The following is an 18,222-nucleotide window of genomic DNA, read 5'->3' as shown; positions in this document are numbered from 1 at the left end:
AGTTACGATTTCTCCAAAATTGCAATGTCTTGTTCCGAAATAACTGGGCCTATGCTTTGTTGTAATTGTCCGTTATCCGATGTTTGTTCCTGCTCAGCTAAAAAGTTCAACAGGCAGCTACTGTAGTTAGTGGTAGCCTTGGCGAGTCGTTCACCTTTTGCGGTACGTACAAGTACCGTATCGCCGACCGAGAATTCACCGTTTACGTGCGAAATATTGCTCGCGGCCAGCGGTTCAGCGTGATCTTTCAATTCTTCTGCATAGTCATGTTCAACAACGATTTCTCCTTGTTCAGAAGCGGTATGCGTCATCCAGTGCTGCTGAGAATGCATAGGTTCATCATAAGGCAAGAATACTGTGCCTGGGTTTTCACCGAGTAATAAGCGCTCAAAGGTTTGTTCTTTAAAGCCATTTACAATATAAGTGCTAATACCGTGAGACGTCGCCTTCTCTGCCGCTTCTATCTTGGTTTTCATACCACCCGTGCCGACCGAGCTCGTTGCACACCCTGCCATTGCATATATATCTTCTGATATTTCAGATACTTGATGAACCAGCTCGGCATCTTCATGCAAGTTAGGGTTTTTATTGTAAAGGCCATCCACATCCGAACACATCAATAACACATCTGCATCTGCAGCTGCGGCGACCATCGCTGACAAATTATCGTTGTCACCTACTTTTAGATCATCGCTAGTCACCGCATCATTTTCATTGATAATAGGTAATATGCCATGTTCAAGTAAAGTGAATATAGTTTCACGAATGCTGTTATAGCGCTCTAAATCACGTAAATCACCATGTGTGAGCAAAATTTGTGCAGATGGGAAGTCAAAAAATCGGTCCCATGTTGCCATCATCTCTGTTTGACCCGCTGCGGCCATTGCTTTTTTCAGCACCACCGATGAGTTCTTTGCATCTTCTGGAAACAGGTGTGACCCTGCGGCGACAGAACCCGATGAAACAAGCACGACTTCCTTGCCCATTGAGCGACAACGAACGATAAATTGTGCAATAGTCAATAAATAACGCGCACGACAACCATCCTGGTCAGGTGCAATAAGTGCGCTACCTATTTTGATCACGATACGCCGAGAGTTTGAAATGTTCATATTGTTTCCTGTCGTTGCCTTACTTAAATAAATTTCACGCAGCACCAACGTAAATTGGACGTGCGCGAGTAAAAACAACCAGAGTTGAACAATACAAATATACAATACAGCTTACGCGTTTACACTCATGTGCCCAACACTGGCTGTCGCTTTACTAAAAAATGGATTGTGACATTGTATTTTTCTACAACGTCGAGCCGTTTTCAGCAGGTACATCATGGTTTGATGAGGCTGAAAAGACCTATACCGCAATGAATAATTGCGCAAAGAATAGTTTAATTGTTGAACAGTACAAAGTAGCTGCTACATTTACATGTGCCAATAACCTGTACTAAAAGCTAGCCTGTTATAATTGCTACAACAAAGCCAAAAAGAATTTCGGTGTACATCTACCGAACGCTTTATAGCTTAACCCATTCATTAGACATTTTTCAACTTTACAGTCGAATAATCGCTTATACCGACCATAAATATGAAAAATAGTACTTTATGGGGACGGGTTTGGCATATTTATTTGTCTTAATTTAAAACAATGTAATGATCCATTTCCTTTGATAAAGACTATGGTTAACTAATAGTGCTCGGCTTGGAACCAAATTCAATTTCGTAGCCGTAATATAACTGTGGTATAACCCGCTTAGTATATTTTAACTATGTTAACCAAAGGGTTAACTGGAGACATTATGTCAGCAATTTATATCGCTGGAATCGCCATTTTTTCTGTGCTTGCTCAATGGCTCGCATGGGTGCTCAAAGTACCCGCTATTTTGTTTTTATTACTCATTGGCTTACTACTCGGCCCCTTGACTGGACAATTAAGTCCAGATGATTTGTTGGGAGATTTACTGTTTCCAGTGGTATCGCTGTCTGTGGCCATCATTCTATTTGAAGGTGCACTGACCCTACACTTTAGAGAACTCAAAGGCATCGGCAAGATTGTCCGCAATCTTTGTTCCATAGGCATGTTTGCAACCTTTGTTATCATTGCCTTGTGCGGGTATTTTATTCTGGACTTAGATTGGCGTGTAGCGGCTGTGCTGGGCGCTGTACTAGTTGTTACCGGCCCAACGGTAATAGCCCCCATGCTCAATGCTATGAGGCCAAATCAAGATATTGACCGTGTATTGCGCTGGGAGGGTATTGTGATTGACCCGATTGGTGCTCTGTTCGCTGTATTAGTGTTCGAAGCAGTCAGTTTCGTTGGCCAAGGAGAAGTACTTAGTCACACTCTGATAGCACTGTTTTCAACGCTTGGGGTCGGCATAAGCGTGGGCGTTGTAGCAGGTTGGATCACCAGCGCATTGATCCGCCGTGAGTGGCTACCCTATGAATTGCATAAGTTTGGCATACTTGCCTTAGTGTTATTTAGTTTCACTTTTTCAAATCATCTCGCCCATGAATCGGGGCTACTCGCAGTGACAATTTTTGGTATTTGGCTGGCCAATCAGGACGACTTGGAAATTGATTCTGTTCTAGAGTTCAAAGAAGATTTATCAATGATATTGATCTCCAGTCTATTTATTTTACTCGCTGCTAGATTGCAATTGAGTGATTTAATGCTTTTAGGTGTCGAAACCTTTATTTTTCTCGCTGTGGTTTTATTTATAGCACGCCCAATCTGTATTGCGATATCTACTTACAACACCGATTTACCGCTTAAGTCTCGTGTTTTATTGTCATGGGTCGCCCCCAGAGGGATCGTCGCAGCGGCAGTAGGCTCGGTATTCGCACTGAGCATGATAGATTCGCAAATTCCCGATGCTAACAAATTAGTACCGTTGATCTTCACCGTTATTATTGTCACTGTCGTGCTACAAAGCCTGACGGCGACACCGCTCGCTAAGCTATTAGGCGTGCGTCAGCCAAGCCCCAATACCTTGTTGATTATAGGTGCGAACCACGTTGCTCGTGCGATTGCTAAAGGTCTAAAAGAACAAAACATTGATGTGTACCTATCAGACCCTGCATGGGAAAACTGTAAAATGGCAAGAATGGATGGACTGCCCTGCTACTATGGCAACCCTCAGTCGGAGCATGCCGAGCGCTATTTGCCGCTAACATCTCTCAAATCTGTTTTAGCCTTATCACCAAACCGACATCATAATGCACTTGGCGTACAATATTTTTCCCACTTGTTAAACGAACAAAATGTGTTCTCATTGCGCTCATCAACCAACCATGCAAAAGCAAACAAAGACAGTGCGACTTTCTTGTCTAGACAGATTTTGTTTGGTGAGCAAGGCTACTACGCAAGACTAAGCAGCCTAATAGCGAAAGGTGGTAAAGTCAGTGCGACTCGTTTATCAGAAGAGTTTAACTGGCAGCAGTATCTTGAGATAAATAAAGAAGCCATTCCGTTATTTATTATTTCAGACACAAATAACAGCGAAGAACCGCAAATAAGACCATTTGTAATCGATATGAAAAAACCACCGGAGCAAGGCGAACGCATAATCGCTTTACAGCCTCCCAAAATGTCAGTGCTCAAAGAGCCCACACTCAACAAAGAGCAAAGCGGCACGTTGGGAGAGAAACTCGGGAACTAATCAGAAGAAGTCATCATCAATGCTAGTAAATCGAGATGATGACTCTTTTTACATTGGTAACCTAGCTCGGCGCACTACACTTTCAGGCATTTTTTCAGCCAAACGAGCCAGCGCAGTTTGAATTTGCTGATGTAGCTTTTTGTCTGCTACTGCGGAATGAAATAACCAACGATAAGCATCTTCGTAATCTCTTGGGCTGCCATATCCACTATTAAATAGGTTGACCAAACGCAGCTGTGCGGCGAGGTTACCCTGCGATGCGGCCTCTCGCAAATAGATGACAGCCATCGCTTTATCTGCCTGCACTAGCTGACCTACATCGTAATAGCGACCTAACTGCTCCAATGCGGGTGCTAAACCTTGCTCGGCAGCTTTACGCATGAAGTAGACACCAAGCTCAACATTCCTATCGACACACACTGCATAAGCTAGCATATCGCCGTATAAAAACTGATATGAAGGCAGCTCCATGGTCTCGGCTCGCGCCTCAATGTCTTGTACAAGCTGGCAATCATCATCCTTAACTCGCTTTAAGTGCTGGTTTTTCTTTATTAGCTCGATTAGCTCTGCTTCAGTGTACAGTGGCACTGCGGTGAGTGGCTCTTGTGCCACCGCCGTCACACTCATTAATAAAGCAATGCAACACAACTTCTTGATCATAAGTTACCTGATTTTTTTGACTCGCATTAAAACTATACAAAGTCCGTACCAGTTCTTCGTATATTGGCGAATTTATAATCACCAAATAATCATACTCTTTTAGCAAATCACTACGGAACACGTTTATTATAGGCACAAAAAAAGCTGCACTATGCAGCCTTTTTCAACTTAACTATCAATTATGCGCCGAATGGGTTGCGAACAATCATAGTCTCAACGCGATCTGGACCTGTCGAAATGATATCAATAGGAACGCCGGTAATTTCTTCTAAACGCTTAATGTAGTTAACCGCAGCTTGAGGAAGTTGCTCGATAGAAGTTGCACCGAACGTGTTTTCACTCCAACCTGGCATCTCTTCATAAACTGGTGTTACTTTTTCATAACCCTCAGCAGCAAGCGGAGTCACGTTAGTCACTGTACCATCTTCTAACTGATAGCCAGTACAGATCTTAATTGTCTCTACACCGTCAAGTACATCTAGTTTTGTTAAACAGAAGCCAGAGATGCTGTTAATTTGTACTGCACGGCGCATTGCCACTGCATCAAACCAACCTGTACGACGTAAACGTCCTGTCGTAGCGCCAAATTCATGGCCCTTTTCACCTAAGTGCTTACCCACTGGATCTTGTTTTTCCTGACCATCGTATAACTCTGTCGGGAATGGACCTGAACCAACACGTGTCGTGTAAGCTTTAACAATACCAAGTACATAATCAAGGTTAAGCGGACCAAAGCCTGCGCCTGTTGCTACACCACCGGCAGTAGTGTTCGATGATGTCACATATGGGTAAGTACCGTGGTCGATATCTAATAGCGTACCCTGTGCACCTTCGAATAAGATGTTGTTACCAGCAATACGAGTCTGATCCAACAACTCAGTTACATCAACAACCATTGATTTCAGTATCTGTGCAACAGCCATTGCATCATCAAATGTCTTCTGGAAATCTACCGCTTCTACTTTGTAGTAGTTAACTAATGTAAAGTTGTGATATTCAAGTACTTCTTTAAGCTTCGCAGCAAACTGCTCAGGGTTAAACAAGTCACCGATGCGAAGACCGCGACGTGCAACCTTATCTTCGTAAGCAGGTCCAATACCACGACCCGTTGTACCAATTGCCTTCTCGCCACGCGCTAATTCACGAGCCTGATCCAGTGCAACATGGTAAGGCAAGATTAATGGACACGCTTCGCTTATCAATAAACGCTCACGAACCGGTACACCACGCTCTTCCAGCATACCTATTTCTTTCATTAGCGCATCTGGTGCCACGACCACACCATTACCAATCACACACTTTACGTTATCACGTAAAACACCTGATGGAATTAGATGTAATACTGTTTTCTCACCATTGATCACCAAAGTGTGGCCTGCATTATGACCGCCTTGATAACGCACAACTAGAGAAGCTTTATCTGTGAGTAAGTCAACAACCTTACCCTTACCTTCGTCACCCCATTGGGTGCCTAATACAACGACGTTTTTACCCATTGCAAAATCACTTAGAAAAAATTAGGCGCAGATTTTACCAGAAAAGCAGGGTGGAGATCACCCCGTTTTGAGTGTTTTTTCCGCATTCGCAAAAATAGTATTGAAAACAACTGAATTAAAACGAAAAAAAGCCCTGTTTAATGTCAGGGCTTTCTCAAAGTATAGTCACTGCAATGAGTAATTATTTACCTTTTGCGGCTTTCATGTAATCAAAGAATTCACTGTCTGGTGATAGCACCATAACGTCACCTTTGTTTTGGAAAGTACGCTTGTAGGCTTCTAACGAACGAACAAAGCTGTAAAACTCAGGGTCCTTATTATACACATCAGCGTATACCTTAGCTGCTGTTGCATCACCCTCACCTCGTACAGCTCGGGCATTACGCTCCGCATCAGCCAACATAACGGTTACTCTTCTATCGACTTCTGCACGAATAGTTTCAGCTTTTTCCTGACCTTCTGAGCGGTGCTCTTTTGCCACAGCGGTACGTTCAGCGCGCATACGTTGATAGATAGAACTACTTACTTCATTTGGTAGATTAATCTGCTTCACACGCACATCTAGCACTTCAATACCCAATTCTTTAGCGCTTTCAGATGCCTGAACCAAAGCTTCTTCCATCAGTTCACTACGCTCTCCAGATACAATCTCTCGTATAGTGCGCGAACCGAAGTTAGTTCTGAGGCCATTGTTTACTTTTTGCTTCAGTAGCGTCTCGGCGTATTGCTTATCACCTCGAGCACGCAGATAAAACGCACTGAAATCATTAACACGCCATTTTACGAATGAATCGACAATCAAGTCTTTCTTTTCACTCGTTACAAAACGGTCAGGTGCCCCATCTAAAGTCTGTATACGAGCATCTAGTTTTCGCACTTGGCTAAAGAACGGAACTTTAAAGTGTAAACCTGGTGCGTACACTACCGCATTGTCTTCACTGTCTTTTTGTACTTTACTGAACAGTAAAACAATCGCACGTTGGCCTTCAGTAACCACAAATACCGATGAAAAAGACATCAATACCGCAGCGAGTAAAATCACAATACTAAAATTCTTCATTGCGCTTATCTCCCGTTATTGAATCTGTCTTGTGAAAAACGATCATTGCCACCACCCACAGTGCTATTGCGAGATTGGCCTAATGTTTTTCTAAGTTCATTGATGTCGTTCTTGCTAGGTAAGGTGATCTGACTGCCAGCACCTGTTTGTCCCATAATTTTATCCAGTGGTAAGTACATCATATTGTTACCACCTTTGACATCCACCAGTACTTTTGTGCTGTTGGTCAACACTTCTTCCATGGCATCTATGTATAAACGCTGTCTCGTAACTTCTTTAGCAGCCAGATATTCAGGTAGTAGTTTCTCAAAACGTTCTACCTCACCTCGTGCTTCTAAAGTAACGCGTTCACGATATGCTTCTGCTTCTTGTGTCATACGCGTCACTTGGCCACGGGCTCTTGGCTCAATTTCACGTGCATACGCTTCTGCTTCACGAATAAAACGCTCTTCGTCTTCTTGCGCAGCAATAGCATCATCAAATGCATCTTTGACTTCTGCTGGCGGACGAGAGTCTTTAAAGTTCACATCCGTCACCAAAATACCGAGGTTATATGGTTCGATAATTTTGTTAAGTTCATCCCAAGTTCTTTGACGTACCAGTTCACGACCAGTCGTGAGCACTTGGTCCATTCTAGAGTGGCCCACAACATAACGAAGTGCACTATCCAAAGATTGTTGTAAGCTGTGATCTGCATCAGTTACGCTAAATTTATACAGTCTCGGGTCCATCACTCGATACTGAACTTCGAATTCAACGCTTACCACGTTTTCATCTTCAGTTAGCATAAAACCCGAAGCCGATAATGAGCGAACCGCTTCAATATCGATAGGGATCACTTGCTCAATAAAGGTCATCTTCCAGCGCAAACCAGGTTCGGCAATACGGTCAAACTGACCAAACTGCAATACAATGCCGCGCTCTGCTTCTTTTACGGTGTAAATACCACTTAGTGCCCAAACGATAGCAGCTATCAGCAAAATGAAGGTCATGCCTGCGCCACCGATGCCACCACTGCCTCCACCGCCGGACTTACCACCGAACAAACCACCAAACTTGTTGCTGAATTTACGGAATACTTCGTCTAGATCAGGTGGGCCTTGATCCCGTCCTCCGCGGTTTTTCCACGGATCGTTATCATTGCCATTATTACCCGGTTCATTCCAGGCCATAGCTATACTCCATTGTTATTAAAGTCAATTAGGGTAAATCTACCAAATATGCGACGATTCTCATACCCAAATGCGAACAAAACTACACATTTCTATGTAAAAATTATGTTTCAATAAATTTCTCGATGTCCATACCCTGTTCTTTTTTCAATCGCTGCCAATCAACTTCAGGTAAGCGTACCTTAATCAACCAGTTTCCTCGCTCATCATAATCTTCATGCTGTACGGCATTTAAATTAAATAACGCGCCTCGTAAACGACCAAAAGCAGGTGGAATACACAGAGTATGATTAAAAATTTTCTTTACTAGCAGCTCTGATATTGCTTGTAATAGTAACTCAGTACCCACGCCAGAGTGAGCCGATAGCCAAACGCGAATAGGTTGCCCTTCATCATTGCGGTCAATTCTTGGGCGCACATCTTCGAGTAGGTCAATCTTGTTATAAACCAACAACTGGGGAATGTCATCCGCTTCGATTTCTTTTAAAACGGACTGCACTTCGCCAATATTTTCCTTACGACGGCTATCTGCAACATCGACCACATGAATCTGTAAATCGGCTTCACGTGTTTCAGTTAAGGTGGCCTTAAATGCCGCGACTAAATCATGTGGCAAATGGCGAATAAAACCTACCGTATCAGCCAATATAACCGACCCAATATCATCTATTTGAAGTTTTCTTAACGTTGGATCTAACGTTGCAAATAACTGATCAGCGGCATATACATCTGAGTTCGTAATAAGATTAAAAAGCGTCGATTTTCCGGCATTGGTATAGCCGACCAAAGACACCGTTGGCACTTCGTTGCGGCTACGTGCGCGACGCCCTTGCTCGCGGACGGTGGCAACTTTATCCAAACGCTTGCGGATGCTTTTAATACGCTCACGCAATAAACGCCTATCTGTTTCAAGCTGGGTTTCACCTGGCCCCCGTAGACCGATACCACCTTTTTGTCTTTCAAGGTGAGTCCAGCCACGAATCAATCGAGTTGAAATATGCCTAAGTTGGGCTAATTCAACCTGTAACTTACCTTCGTGAGTACGTGCCCGTTGAGCGAATATATCAAGTATCAGGGTTGTTCTATCCAGTACCCGACACTGACAAACACGCTCTAAGTTTCTTTCTTGAGAAGGACTAAGTTGATGGTTGAATATAACGACATCTGCATTGTGGATTTTGACAATCTCAGCAATCTCTTCTGCTTTACCCGTACCGACGAATAGTTTGGCATGTGGTGCTTGACGACTGCCTTGCACAATCGCCAAACTACTAACACCTGCAGAAGAAACCAACATTTCCAGCTCGCGCAGATCTTCACGATCGCCTTCATTGGGAAAGTCGATATGAACCAAGACTGCCTGTTCGCCGGCTTCGTAACGGTCAAACAAGCATTATGCTCCTACTAAAAATTAATAATTACCATCATCAGCTTGGTCGGTACCCTCACTGCCCTGCGCACTTTGGAAGTTTACCGCACGAGCTGGTACAACGGTGGAGATAGCATGTTTATAAACCATTTGGTTTACTGTGTTTTCTAACAAAATCACGAACTGATCAAATGATTGAATTTTGCCTTGTAATTTAATGCCGTTAACTAAAAAAATTGAAACAGGAATGCGCTCACGACGTAAGACATTCAAAAACGGGTCTTGTAACGATTGGCCTTTTGCCATTTTCTTTTCCTTCGTTCTAGGTGTTATTATTAGTTTCGCCGTCGATTAAATCTTCAGTAGCTTGATTTAACAGCTACTATTAGCTTAGCGAAGTTAATACACGTTGCAAGTTTTGTTGCTCATTGGTCTCTAACCAAGTCACATCCGGCCAACCTCTTAACCAAGTAAGTTGCCGCTTTGCTAATTGTCTGGTTGCTGCAATGCCTTTGAAAATCATTTGGTCGTAATCGCAGTCACCAGCTAAATGCTCCCACATCTGTCGATAACCGACACAACGTATTGAGGGAAGATCAGGATGTAAGTCTCCTCGACGATATAAGGCCAAAACTTCATTTTTAAACCCCTGATCCAACATAATTTGGAATCTTTTTTCAATACGTTGGTGCAGCACCTTTCGATCTGTCGGAGCTATCGCAAACTGATGAAATTGATAGGGCAAAGGTGACTGTTTTTGTTTTTGTAATTCAGTCATATTTTTGCCCGTGATACGGAACACTTCCAATGCTCGGTTGATGCGTTGAGAGTCATTTTCACTTATTTTTTCAGCCGCTTGGGGATCAATTTCAGTGAGCTGTTTGTGTAATTCAGGCCAACCTAATTCTTGAGCTTCAATTTCCAATTGTGCACGTACATCTGAGTCAGCTTCGGGCAGCGGAGATAACCCTTCTATCAACCCCTTAAAATACATCATAGTACCACCCACAAGGATCGGTACTTTACCCTTTTGATGTAAAGCATCAATATGACGACAAGCATCGCGGCGAAAATCAGCAACCGAGTAACTTTCTAGTGGGTCGATAATGTCTATTAAATGGTGCGGAGCCAAAGCGAGTTCATCTGCATCGGGCTTAGCGGTGCCGATATCCATACCTTTATATACCAAGGCAGAATCAACACTTACCACTTCAGTGTCTAAATGCTGACATAACTCAATTGCTAGGGCCGTTTTTCCTGCCGCTGTAGGCCCCATCAGGGTTATAACAGGTAGCTTATTCACTCTTAAACTCTTGTGGTAATAACGTTAAAAACATCTTCTGATCTATTTTAACTGCTTTTTCCTGAATGCGCGCCAAACATTTTTGATTTTTTTCAATATATTGCTGTACTTTAGCAAATTGCTCGGACGAAAAATAGCGACTGGGTGTATGCGCCACTAACCAAGTTAACCATTCCTCTACACTGTCTACCTTCTTCTGGCAGGCCTTGATGACTTCAGACGTAAACGTTCCCACATCAATGCTGTAAAGGCTTACTGGGAGCTTTTTAACCATGATATATCTTTCGAACAATTGCACATCAAAGCCAAGTAACGTCAACCATGATTCATATTCAGCTAACAGTGCAATCTCCTGTTTCTCAAGATTTACCCTAACAGGTAATAACAGTGCTTTACATGGCAAGCTTGCGTCTTGTTCCAATAATTCTGACCAATAGCTATGAAGCGCATATTTAAAATGCGATACCAGCAGTGTTTGTTGTTGGCCAATTAGTACCAATCCATCTTCTAATGCGAGCAAAGAAGCATATCTTGCTTGGCATCCAGACTCGACCACAGCACTGGGCGGACTATCAAACTCACTCGCTTGTTGATGAGTCAAACCTTGATAAAGCTGGTTAACATTGTAGTGACGAGTGCTAGACTCGGAACGCCCCATACTTTTGTTGTGACTAAAATCCCCCCCTCCGATGGCTGAACGCACACTTGGGGATCGACCTTCATATTCGTAATGTGTGCTGGCTGCTTGGCCAACAGCAGGCTCAGACAAAGGTTGTAACGCACTTCGATAGGCCTGATGATCTACTTCAGACACTTGCCTATCCACCGTTGCAACCGACAGCTCGCAGTTTTGCGGCGTTACGGCTTGCTTGATGGCTTGAACAATAAAATCATGAACTAAACGGGCTTGGTGGAAGCGCACTTCATGCTTTGCGGGATGTACATTTACATCTACTTGGCGAGGATCAATTTCTAAATACACCACAAAACCAGACACTTCTTGCTCACCGACTACTTCTTCAAAGGCTTGGCGAATAGCATGCAAAATCAGCTTATCACGCATCATACGGCCATTCACATAAGTGTATTGAGCACTGTTGGTACAACCAACTGGTAACACCCATGCGTGAAGCATCAGCCCTTCAGAGCCCGATTCGATATAGGTTGCTTGCTGCTCAAAATCTTTTCCTGCGACTTGCGCTACACGCTTTACTCCGTCTTCTTTGTTTCGAGCACGATATTGACGTACCACTTTTTGATTGTGCGTCAAGGTAATAGCGACATCAAAGCGGCTTAAGGCAATGCGCTTAACAAGTTCATCGATATGACTGAACTCGGTTTTTTCGGTACGCAGGAACTTACGCCGTGCGGGCGTGTTAAAGAATAGATCTTTCACTTCAATGGTTGTGCCGTCTGGATGAGCGGTCGGCTGAACTTGCACCGCCATATCTCGTCCCTCAGCAAAAGCTTGCCACGCTGTTTCTTGTTCGGCTGGCTTAGAGCTAAGAGTCAAACGAGAGACAGAGCTGATAGATGCCAGCGCTTCGCCTCGAAATCCAAGAGATAAAATACACTCTAAATCATCCAGACTTTTAAGCTTACTCGTGGCATGGCGAGAGAGCGCCAACGTCAATTCATCTTTAACAATACCTTTACCATTGTCACGAATGCGAATGAGTTTATGGCCGCCACGCTCAATATCGATATGAATTCTGGTTGCCCCAGCATCTATACTATTCTCCACCAGCTCTTTTACCACAGAAGCTGGGCGCTCAACTACTTCACCAGCAGCGATTTGGTTAGCGAGCCTCGCTGGTAAAATCTCTATCGTCATATCGAATTAAGCCTTAGGAATTGTCAGTACCTGACCAACATATAAAATGTCTTTTGTCAGTTGGTTTGCTCGCTTTAATGCCGCAACGGATACGCCATAACGACTGGCAAGCAAGCTCAATGACTCGCCACTTTTTACGACATGCTGATCTGGTTCTTTCAAACGTGCAAACAGAGAATCATCAGGAGGGTTACGCTTATAGTAACTCTTGATTGATTTAAAAATAGCCCGCGCTAGTTTTTCTTGATGACTACTCGATTGCAGCAACCGTTCCTCTTTAGGGTTAGAAATAAATCCAGTTTCGACCAAAATAGAAGGAATATCTGGCGATTTTAAAACCCCTAGATTAGCTGACTGTGGTTTCTTTTTATGCAATTTAGTGACTTTCTTGAGCTCACCAACCACCTCATCAGCAACCTGCACAGCGGTTCGCATTGAATGGTCCATCGACATATCCAATAACGCTTTTGCGAGATACTTTTCGTTTTCTGTATCTTTTATAAGCTCCGCGGCGCCCCCCAACAATTGCGAATGTTTCTCTTTATCCTCCAGCCACTTACCAATCTCTGAGTTTGCGCGACGTAACGATAACACCCATACAGACGCACCATTTGGACCCGGTGTAAAAAATGCGTCCGCATGAATAGAAACAAAGAAATCCGCTCGTTTCTCGCGTGCTTTGACCGAGCGTGTATTTACTTTCAAAAAGTAGTCTCCCGTTCTGGTCAAACGCGCTTTCATGCCGGGTTGTTTATCAATTAAACGTGCTAAACGCCTTGCTATTGGCAAGGTTACATTTTTTTCATATGTACCGGAGGGGCCAATTGAGCCAGGGTCTTCACCACCATGCCCAGCATCCACTGCAATAATAATATCTCGGTCTGTAACTCTTTCTCGCTTTTTAGATTGAGGCTTTTCATTACTGTATAAACTGGTTTGTTGCGCGTACAAATCAACCACTAAACGATGTTTCTTAGGGGGCGTAGGTGCCAAAGCAAATACCACTGGTTTAGCGCTGCCAGATAAATCAAAAACTACGCGTGTGCTTTGTGAGTCTTTTGCTTTGCTATAGCGGATCTTCGTAATGATACGGTGCTCATCGGGGATCTGTGGCAGCGCTTCAGCTTTACTGGTTTTATCAAAATCAACCACTAATCGCAGAGGGTTTTTTAGCATAAAATAGCTGTATTCAGGCTTGTCTGATAAATCAAATACCACACGGGTGCTATCTGGCGAAGGCCAAACCCGCACCCCTTGAATGTCATTTTTCGCTTCTACTACCAAACTTAGCACCATGATTGTGATGCTAAAAAAGCTATTTATCAGAATTCCTATACTACGCATCTTGCCCTAATTGTTTTATGATTTGTTGTCCGCGTTCACTTGTTGCTGACACAGTAATATTTCTGTGTTGCCCATCGTATGCCATCTCGACATTCAGGTCTGGGTTGGGAATAAACCCACGTCCCTTTTCTGGCCACTCAACGATACAAATAGCCGCAGGGCTAAAATAATCTCTAATCCCCATGTACTCTAGCTCTTCAGGGTCACCTAAACGATACAAGTCAAAATGATATATTGAGACATCGTTGAGCTCATAGGGTTCCACCAAGGTGTAAGTTGGGCTTTTTACTTTTCCCTTATGCCCCATTCCTTGCACTATGCCGCGTGACAAAGTGGTTTTGCCAGCCCCTAAATCACCATGTAAAAACAAGACTGCACCATCTTTTATATATTTACACAGGCGTGCGCCCATAGCCACCGTTTGGGCCTCATCGGCCAAATGCTGACTAAAAGTATTACTCATGGTTACCCCAATAAACGTCGAATATGCACAAACAGATCGCTGGCTAATAACCCGCGCTCCCCGTCTTTTGCGGCGATTTGTGCAGCTAAACCATGAATATACACAGCTAGAGTGCTTGCCGCAAATGACTCCATGCCTTGCCCTACTAAAGCACCGATTATACCAGACAAAACGTCTCCCATCCCAGCGCTTGCCATAGCTGAGCTTCCTGAACGATTAATATTTATGCGCTTTGCATTTGCAACCAATGAACCAGGCCCTTTTAATACGACTGTTGCGTTATAGTTAGTCGCCAACCAAGATGCCAGCTCAAAACGAGACTGAGGGTCAATGACATCATTTTCTACCAGCAAACGCCTTGCTTCACCATGATGCGGAGTTAAAATGCTATGACAGTATCGCTCTGTTGAATTGGCCAATAAGTTTAACGCATCTGCATCAACTACCACCGCTCCCCCAAAAGAAAGACTCTTTTCAAACAGGGCTTTCGCCCAATCATTTTGACCAAGACCAGGGCCTATCACCACTACATCTGCTTTTTTAAAAAGTACCGCTAACTCATCTGCCTCGTTGATACCATGTACCATGAGCTCATATCGCCCTTGAAGTACACTTATCACACTATCAGGATGTGTTGCGACACTGACTAATCCTGCACCGCTTCGTAATGCGGCTTCTGCGGCTAGCCGTACTGCTCCAGCCATACCTTTGTTGCCACCGATAACTAATACGTGACCACAACTATTTTTATAACTATCCACCGCTCTTTGCCCGAGTTGACCAAGCAAAGTATTCGATGCATGGAAAGTTGCGCTAGGGTGCACTATCTGATTGAACGCTTCTGCGACATCTAACGATGCAAAAAGTAACTGACCGCATACCGCTTTTGCTGACCCCGTTAGCATACCTTGTTTCAATGCAATAAAAGTCATCGTCATATCAGCAACAAAAGCACCTTTGGAAACCACTGACGAGGTTCCGTTGACCCCACTGGGTATATCTATACTGATGCATTTTGCTTGGCTATTTTTACAGTCGCCAAATAAAGAGATGAGCGCTGGCGGGAGCTGTCCTTTGAATCCAGTGCCAAACACGCCATCAACTATCACGCAAAAATGCTGTAATTGTGGCTGCTCAATTACAATTTTTACGCCACTTTGCTCTGCCGCCAAATAAGCCTGACGCGCATCACCTAAAAGTTGCTGAGGTGAGAACACAGCATATACACACACCTCACGGCCTGATTGATGGAGCAGCTTAGCAAGCACATAGGCATCACCTGCGTTGTTGCCTTTACCTGCAAGCAACAATACACGCTGCGCTGTCACTAATTCATGATCAAACAAACTAAACAGTGCTTGACCTGCTCGGAGCATCAATTGTGATAGATTCGTGCCAGAGCGGCTTGCAGCATCCCCCTCATATTGCTTGACCTGTTGGGCGCTATAAGCAACTTGTGGTAAATTAGTAGAGTATTTAGCTTCCAAGATAAACATTCCGTGACGACTGATAGTATTAATTATATTGAACTGGCTGAAAAAATTAAGCAATGGGGCAAGGAACTCGGCTTTGCCGATGTAGGCATCACGGATATAGACTTATCTGCTCATGAGGCGCAACTACAGCGCTGGCTCGATCATGGCTACCATGGAGAGATGGAATACATGGCAGCGCACGGTATGAAAAGAGCGCGTCCAGATGAGCTCGTTCCTGGCACGCAACGTGTCATATCCGTTAGAATGCACTACCTTCCGCCTGATGCTAGCTTTGCTAAAGCGCTCGCCAATAAGAGCATCGCATACATCAGTCGCTATGCCCTCGGACGTGACTACCATAAAGTCATGAGAAACAGACTCAAACAACTTGGCCAAAGAATTTCGTCAGAAGTTGAGCAACTGGGATATCGACCCTTCGTTGATTCTGCCCCCGTATTAGAGAGACAACTCGCAGAAAAAGCGGGGTTAGGGTGGCGAGGAAAAAATAGCTTATTGATCCAAAAGCAAGCAGGTTCATGGTTTTTCCTCGGTGAACTGTTCGTTGACATTCCTCTACCCATTGACCAAAAAGATGAATTTGAGGGATGCGGTAAGTGTAATGCTTGTATCACTTTATGCCCAACAGGTGCCATTGTGGAACCGTATGTGGTTGATGCGCGTAAGTGTATTTCCTATCTAACGATTGAATTGCAAGGAGCTATTCCTGTGCAATATCGCTCACTCATAGGCAATAGAATTTACGGCTGTGATGATTGTCAACTCGTGTGTCCTTGGAACAGATTTGGTCAACTCACCAAAGAGCAAGATTTCATAGCTAGACCTCAATTGAAAGACCAACCTCTACTCGAGTTATTCTGCTGGGATGAAGAGACTTTTCTTAAGGCGACTGAAGGCAGTCCAATTCGCCGAATCGGTCATCAGCGATGGCTACGAAATTTAGCCGTTGGCTTGGGTAATGCCGACTACGATGAACGCATCATTGAGACCTTAGAAAAGCGCCTTGAAGGTGCATCAGATCTGGTCAAAGAGCATATCCTCTGGGCGTTGGCACAGCAAAATAATAAACGGCAGCAGTCGCAACAACGCAAACAAGCTCGCTTAATTCGTATTATAGAAAAAGGCCTGCCTAGGGACGCTTAGTCAGGGACGCTTAGTCAGGGACGCATTGTGAAAAGTTATACGCCCCTCACATTTTTTCATGTTTACATTGAGGGTGACATGAATTATTTCTCATCTACTTTGTGGCTCAAAGCAGCTAGATCAGACTCAATTTCCGAAAATGCAGCCTTGACTTGCATGACCGCCTCTTGTCTTGCTACTGACTTTTGAATAGCTTCGTCCACGTGATTGTAAATGAACAACTCTTGATCTTCATCCAGTCCCATAGTTGGGATGCGATTTTCAAACTGTTCTTGTAAACTCCTAAATACTGCCTCATTTTGTTTTCGATTATTGTCCAACAGGGAAATCAGTCCTTTAAATTTGCTGTTGATCATAGCAATCGCACCATTTAAGTTTTGTTGCTGTTCACGCAGCTCATTGCGAGTTTGTATAGCCAACAATTGCTGTTCGGTAACACTGACAATAAAGCAAATATGATCACGAATACGGCCATGCTTATCCGCGTCCCCTTCAGGCATGTTTAACACCAGCGCACTGATATAGTCGTAATTAACCAAGATTCGACTGGTAAACTCATGCAAGCGGCCTTTTGACTTTAAGATCTCGAACAGTTCCAACACGATGGGTGAACAAACACCAGAAGAAGCAAAATGCATAATCTGCTTGTCGGTGCGGATCTCAACATTACAGCTGAGTCCAAAATTCGCCATGCAGTTTATCAGCGCCCCTGCTAAAGCGGGTATATTGTCGATACTACCAATGTGCTCGATATAGTTAACAATTTGCCCCATCTCACTGCTTGTGGCCATCGCACTGAATGCCGTTGATGTTGCATCTTCAACCTGCTGTTCTAAAATGTCTTTCTCAAGCAACATTTGACCTAGCTTGGTAAGCTTTGTGGTCAGCTCACCTTGGCCAAAAGGCTTCACAATGTAGTCTTCAGCGCCTACCGCATAACCTTCCATGCGCTCTTCTACAGAACCTCTGGCCGATACAAACATTACGATAATATGGCTTGTCTCAGGGTTAGCTTTGATCTTACGACATACCTCATAGCCGTTCATATTAGGCATACTGACATCTAACAAAATCACCTGAGGGTCAAACTCTTCAAGCATGTCTAAACATTCAGGGCCACTGCAAGCAGTGCGAAGTTCAAACTCTAAGTCTTCTAAAATTTCTTCGATGATTTCGAGGTTGAATGGCTCATCATCTACGGCGAGTACACGTTGTAATGCCATACTT

General features: G+C 43.9%; 15 protein-coding genes. 2 read left to right on the top strand and 13 right to left on the bottom strand.

All coding sequences use genetic code 11. The annotated features are described in order from the left end of the window. Positions 1-2 precede the first annotated feature (2 nt). The gene (proB, locus tag C2M32_RS05810; protein WP_105167533.1) at positions 3-1,112 is read right to left on the bottom strand and encodes a glutamate 5-kinase; all 1,110 of its coding nucleotides are present in this window, start codon (positions 1,110-1,112) and stop codon (positions 3-5) included. Between the two features lie 683 nt (positions 1,113-1,795). On the opposite strand from proB, the gene C2M32_RS05805 reads away from it, so the two are divergent. Beyond that, entirely contained in the window at positions 1,796-3,658 is a 1,863-nt protein-coding gene (locus C2M32_RS05805) for a cation:proton antiporter (protein WP_105167532.1), read from the top strand. Positions 3,659-3,706: 48 nt separating this feature from the next. On the opposite strand, the gene C2M32_RS05800 is transcribed toward C2M32_RS05805, so the two are convergent. The 11 genes from C2M32_RS05800 to C2M32_RS05750 all read right to left on the bottom strand — a co-directional run bounded on the left by C2M32_RS05800 (position 3,707) and on the right by C2M32_RS05750 (position 15,855). Beyond that, positions 3,707-4,318 (bottom strand): tetratricopeptide repeat protein, encoded by a 612-nt coding sequence (locus C2M32_RS05800; RefSeq protein ID WP_105167531.1) that lies wholly within the window; start codon positions 4,316-4,318, stop codon positions 3,707-3,709. Between the two features lie 179 nt (positions 4,319-4,497). Then, a complete protein-coding gene (locus tag C2M32_RS05795) occupies positions 4,498-5,814 on the bottom strand; it encodes an adenylosuccinate synthase (protein WP_105167530.1) in 1,317 nt (438 codons plus the stop codon). Between the two features lie 181 nt (positions 5,815-5,995). Further along, positions 5,996-6,874: a protease modulator HflC gene (gene hflC / locus C2M32_RS05790; protein ID WP_105167529.1), complete on the bottom strand. Its 879-nt coding sequence runs from the start codon at positions 6,872-6,874 to the stop codon at positions 5,996-5,998. Between the two features lie 5 nt (positions 6,875-6,879). Further along, the gene (gene hflK / locus C2M32_RS05785; protein ID WP_105167528.1) at positions 6,880-8,046 is read right to left on the bottom strand and encodes an FtsH protease activity modulator HflK; all 1,167 of its coding nucleotides are present in this window, start codon (positions 8,044-8,046) and stop codon (positions 6,880-6,882) included. A gap of 103 nt (positions 8,047-8,149) precedes the next feature. Then, on the bottom strand, positions 8,150-9,436 hold the full coding sequence (hflX, locus tag C2M32_RS05780) for a ribosome rescue GTPase HflX (RefSeq protein WP_105167527.1): 1,287 nt from the start codon (positions 9,434-9,436) through the stop codon (positions 8,150-8,152). 21 nt (positions 9,437-9,457) lie between these two features. Further along, positions 9,458-9,721: an RNA chaperone Hfq gene (hfq, locus tag C2M32_RS05775; protein WP_105167526.1), complete on the bottom strand. Its 264-nt coding sequence runs from the start codon at positions 9,719-9,721 to the stop codon at positions 9,458-9,460. A 79-nt stretch (positions 9,722-9,800) separates the two neighbouring features. After that, positions 9,801-10,718, bottom strand: coding sequence for a tRNA (adenosine(37)-N6)-dimethylallyltransferase MiaA (gene miaA, locus C2M32_RS05770; protein ID WP_105167525.1), 918 nt, complete (start codon positions 10,716-10,718; stop codon positions 9,801-9,803). Further along, positions 10,711-12,552 carry a DNA mismatch repair endonuclease MutL gene (mutL, locus tag C2M32_RS05765; RefSeq protein WP_105167524.1) on the bottom strand — a complete coding sequence of 614 codons (1,842 nt, stop codon included), beginning with the start codon at positions 12,550-12,552 and terminating at the stop codon, positions 10,711-10,713. Before mutL ends, miaA begins: the two co-directional genes overlap by 8 nt. Positions 12,553-12,558: 6 nt before the next feature. After that, a complete protein-coding gene (locus C2M32_RS05760) occupies positions 12,559-13,848 on the bottom strand; it encodes an N-acetylmuramoyl-L-alanine amidase (RefSeq protein ID WP_442792693.1) in 1,290 nt (429 codons plus the stop codon). Positions 13,849-13,888: 40 nt separating this feature from the next. Beyond that, entirely contained in the window at positions 13,889-14,359 is a 471-nt protein-coding gene (gene tsaE, locus C2M32_RS05755; protein ID WP_105167522.1) for a tRNA (adenosine(37)-N6)-threonylcarbamoyltransferase complex ATPase subunit type 1 TsaE, read from the bottom strand. Between the two features lie 2 nt (positions 14,360-14,361). Beyond that, entirely contained in the window at positions 14,362-15,855 is a 1,494-nt protein-coding gene (locus tag C2M32_RS05750; protein WP_234401232.1) for an NAD(P)H-hydrate dehydratase, read from the bottom strand. Positions 15,856-15,858: 3 nt separating this feature from the next. Here C2M32_RS05750 and queG point away from each other — a divergent pair, with 3 nt between their 5' ends. Further along, positions 15,859-16,995, top strand: a complete 1,137-nt coding sequence (gene queG, locus C2M32_RS05745; RefSeq protein ID WP_105167520.1) for a tRNA epoxyqueuosine(34) reductase QueG — start codon at positions 15,859-15,861, stop codon at positions 16,993-16,995. An 83-nt stretch (positions 16,996-17,078) separates the two neighbouring features. On the opposite strand, the gene C2M32_RS05740 is transcribed toward queG, so the two are convergent. Beyond that, positions 17,079-18,218: a response regulator gene (locus tag C2M32_RS05740; RefSeq protein ID WP_105167519.1), complete on the bottom strand. Its 1,140-nt coding sequence runs from the start codon at positions 18,216-18,218 to the stop codon at positions 17,079-17,081. Between the last annotated feature and the right edge of the window lie 4 nt (positions 18,219-18,222).

This window comes from Pseudoalteromonas sp. T1lg23B, from assembly GCF_002964665.1.
Taxonomy (GTDB): Bacteria; Pseudomonadota; Gammaproteobacteria; order Enterobacterales; family Alteromonadaceae; genus Pseudoalteromonas.
Note: the sequence above shows the minus strand (reverse complement) of the source record. Positions and strands in the feature narration are given on the sequence as shown.